Source organism: uncultured Lacinutrix sp. (assembly GCF_947500325.1).
Taxonomy (GTDB): domain Bacteria; phylum Bacteroidota; class Bacteroidia; order Flavobacteriales; family Flavobacteriaceae; genus Lacinutrix.
This window is the reverse complement of record NZ_CANMRQ010000046.1, coordinates 1-3,968: the sequence shown is the minus strand read 5'-3', so window position 1 is coordinate 3,968 and position 3,968 is coordinate 1. Positions and strand designations below refer to the sequence as shown.

3 protein-coding genes are annotated in these 3,968 nt (G+C 31.5%); all 3 read right to left on the bottom strand.

The window, feature by feature from the left end:
- Window positions 1-223: 223 nt before the first annotated feature.
- Window positions 224-601 (bottom strand): hypothetical protein, encoded by a 378-nt coding sequence (locus tag Q0997_RS20045; protein ID WP_299892455.1) that lies wholly within the window; start codon window positions 599-601, stop codon window positions 224-226.
- 97 nt (window positions 602-698) lie between these two features.
- Window positions 699-1,835, bottom strand: coding sequence for an ankyrin repeat domain-containing protein (locus Q0997_RS20040; RefSeq protein WP_299892452.1), 1,137 nt, complete (start codon window positions 1,833-1,835; stop codon window positions 699-701).
- 143 nt (window positions 1,836-1,978) lie between these two features.
- Window positions 1,979-3,517 carry a rhomboid family intramembrane serine protease gene (locus Q0997_RS20035; protein WP_299892450.1) on the bottom strand — a complete coding sequence of 513 codons (1,539 nt, stop codon included), beginning with the start codon at window positions 3,515-3,517 and terminating at the stop codon, window positions 1,979-1,981.
- Window positions 3,518-3,968 lie beyond the last annotated feature (451 nt).

Below are 3,968 nucleotides of genomic sequence, written 5' to 3'. Positions count from 1 at the left end.
TTTTGATCTCAAATTACACCTCAAAAAGTGTAAACTATGTTTCTTTAACTTTGTAAAGGATGTTTGTTTAACGTACCAACTTGTTGCCAACGTCTAGTGTATGGTTAGTTGCGTGAATTTAGCGATAAAAATCGCAAGCACAAAACCAGTTGGAAATTCCGCAGGAATTTCCAAAGTAGGCAAGTAGCGAGCAATTAATTATACACTTTGTTAGCAACTGGCTTTAATCTTCAATCAATGAATCTAATGCTAAATCAAATTCTGCTTTCCTTTTTTCTTTTACTTCCCAATACATCATTGAGATATTATTTGTTTTTTCCATTCGTGAATATTTTAAATCCTCCACGATTTTAAATTCAGTATTAGAACCTCCCATTATTGATAAAAAACTTGAATCAGGATAACGATAAGAATGAAAAAAAAAATCAGAATCATCATCAATTTTTTTGTCAATTTCATAACCTTTTGGTATGTAAAATTTCAATGGTTTTCCCATATAGTCAGATATAACTATTTCATCAAGGATAATATTAGATTCTTGTTCATTTCTACAGCTGAACAGTATATTACTAATGATTAAAAGAAAAATTATTCGATTCATTCAGAAGTTTGTGTTTTTGCTTGTTGCTAACGTCTCTTGTATGGTGCGTTTACATCCCGCAGGGTGTATATGCATTATACAAATTGTTATAGACTTTTTATTTTTCTAATAGTTTTATAATTTCCTCATTTTTCATTGCGATGGCTAATGAAAGAGGCGTGTGATTTTCAGCTTCTACATTTTTATTAGCTCCATTTTCCAATAAGATACGAACCATTTCTTTTCGTCCCATTTCTGATGCTCTGTGCAAAGCTGTAAACCCTCTATTATCTTTAGCATTTAAGTCTGCCTGGTTTTTAATCAAAATATTAAGGTGTTCGATTTTATCCGATTGGACAGCATTCATTATTGGTGTTGCTCCTTCAGTCGATCTAGTATTCGGATTAGCTCCTTTATCAAGTAATAAGCTTAAGACATTGGGATCAGCAGTCATTGCCCATTGCAAGGTTGAAAGACCATCACCAGCTAAACAATTTACATTTGTATTTTTATCTAATTGCTCATTAATTTTATTCAACTCACCTCTTGCAATTGCAATATGTAATAAAGAATGTGTTCTTAGTTTTAGATCTGTTTGATAGTTAAAATCTTCTCCAAAATATCCTAGATGAGCCATATTTCCATAAGTTGAAAAAGCCCACATTCCTGCCTTATCAGTATTGTCCTCCAAATCTTTTGGAATAGGAGCAGGTATAGTTTCATTTAAAGAGTGACTAAACAATAAGAACATCAAAATGGATTGAGTCATTTCAGATGATTCATTATTTGTAAATTCTCCTGTTATTTCAGTTATCTTTAATTGGTTATTCTCATGAACGGTTTTTGCAACTACAAATGCTTCCCTTAACCAACTTCTTATAAATATTAGACGATTATTCATAAAATAAATTGCCCATTTGTTTTCCATTGTTGACGGGTTAAACAAAACTCCTTCTTCAAGTTTTTCGTCTATTGAAATGGTCAAATTACTAAAGATTGTTTTTTCAGATTGTGGTTGATAGTCTTTAAAAGTCGTTCCGTCTTCTTGACTGTATGAAACAGCATTAGTAGCCATTTTAGGATCTTTCGAAGTTGAAAGCATGGTTTGAGAAATTGGTCTCAAATCCAAAATTTTCAAATTCCAAGGATTTTGATCCGCACTTATCCATTTTAGATCATATTCACTTGTCTTATTTTCTTCTTCTTTAGGGTTCTTTTTTGAATTCCCTCCGAATAACTTCTTAAAAATCCCCATAATTTTTCTTTAATTGTCTATAACGTTTTTGTATATGGTTTGTTGCGTGGTTTAAGCACTAAATTTAGCAAATAAAAACCGAATAGAAAATCCGCTAGGATTTTCGTAAGTAGGCTAGAACTAGCAATAAATTATATACGGTGTTAGCTTGCGTTTTTTTTCAGTTGTTCTTCATTTGTCAATATTAAAATTCCTCCAATTACAAAACCGCTTATCAGTCCACCAAAATGAGCTGCATTATCAATTCCGCCTAAAAATCCAAACAACAAACTTACTCCTGCATAAAGTCCTAATAGCATCCAAGTCATTCCTCTCATATAATTTGGGTATATTTTAAAAACTGTAAAAGCCAAAATCAGACCATAAAGCCCAAAAATTGCTCCAGATGCTCCAACACTAACTATGTTTTCGTGCCAATAAATACTCGCTAAACTTGCAAGAATTCCACAAACAGTGTAGATAATTATTAATTTTATCGAACCAAGAATGTTTTCCAATAAACTGCTTCCAAGTCCAAGACCTATTAAGTTCATAAACAAGTGTAATAGTCCACCGTGAATAAACATCGAAGTAAATAACCTCCAATATTCGCCACTCATAACTTCAAACCTTCTATTCCCTCCAATTTCGAGTAATTCTTTTGGTGTAGGCGAAACTATGTTTAGTCCGTCAAATGTCATAATTAGAAAAACAATAATATTTAGAAGCAATAAAATTGCTGTGGCTTTATTTTCGCCCATTGGATTTAAAAAGCCAATCATATCTTTTAAACCATCTTCTTTTAGTGGTTTATTCTTTTTAAAATCGTTTAATTCCTTTTCGTTAATTTTTGGAATTACTACCATTAACAAAAGAGCTAATGCTCCAATTCCAAAAGACCCAAAAATCCAAGTAAATGAATTGCCGAGTCTTTCTTCAAAAACATCATTTTTAGGTACGAGTATTATTTGTTCCTTTTCGTTTAGATTAGCGTTTCTTTCTTTTATTGCTTCTATAAATCCATCTCTGTCGTCTGAATATCCTAGCCGTTCAAAATATTCTACATCTTGAAAATTATAGGTTTTAAATTCTTGTTCTGATTTGTTTAAAAAAGTCCTGTATTCTGAATTTTTCCTTTGTTCATTAATACGATTACTTAAATTCTTTTTATACTCAACTCCATACCAAATAGAGCTCGTTTCCTCAAATGGACAGGCTAGATATAAGTAAAAGTTCAGATTATCATTATTTCGACCAGAAGTTCTTGCAGTTACATGTGGAAGACTTGAGTTATGGTCAATATTAAATGAGCTTATTTTAAAATACTTTTCGTTTTTTAATTCTTTAACTTTTGAGATTGAAGATATTTCGTTTAAGTCAAAGGAACCTTTTTTAATGTAGTTTTGACTTATTATTATTGGTACAGCCATTGCTGCTGCCATAGCAAATTGATATCCAAAATATCCATTATCTCTTTTACCTCTAACATTTAAAATCCGAATTCTTCTTCGTAACCAAATAAGTATTGGAATCCAAGGAAGAGCGAAAGGAATCCAAAAATTCAATAAGTTTTCCTTTAAGGGTAAAATTCCGAGTTTGATATCTAAAGTCCAACGAAATATGTTGTAAAAAAGAATAGTTCCTATCGAAACTATTAAAAATGGAATATATACTTCTTTAAGTTTTATTTTAATATTATTCAATTCTCGATGTTGGTTTTAAATGCAAGCTAACGTTCGATGTATGGAAAGTGCGTTTTTGAGTGCGAGGATTTTCCGCAGGAAAATCAGAAGCTAGCAAAAAAGCATAGACCTTTCGTTTGGCACTAAAATAAGCATTTTCTATACATATTGTTGTGCACAGGTAAAAGTTTTATAATCCGTTTTTTTGCGCAATAAAGAGAGAAAACAGAAAATAGGGTTGAGTAAAATCAGCGTATAAAAGCAAGAGTAATATCCGATTAAAAAGGCTGAGTGCGTTTTAAATCAGTTTGGAGATTGAGTGAAATCAGAAAGGAGCAGAGTTTTTTTTTTAACATTTAATATGTATTTTTTTTAGCTCGAGTGAGCACTTGTGCACAACGTTAGATGTATAGTTAGTAACGACCGTAGGGAGATATTGACTATACATTGTGTTGTGTGCTTTATGCTTTTA

Coding starts and splice junctions, on each gene's coding strand:
- Q0997_RS20045 (WP_299892455.1), bottom strand. CDS start 601: ATGAATCGAATAATTTTTCTTTTAATCATTAGTAATATACTGTTCAGC.
- Q0997_RS20040 (WP_299892452.1), bottom strand. CDS start 1,835: ATGGGGATTTTTAAGAAGTTATTCGGAGGGAATTCAAAAAAGAACCCT.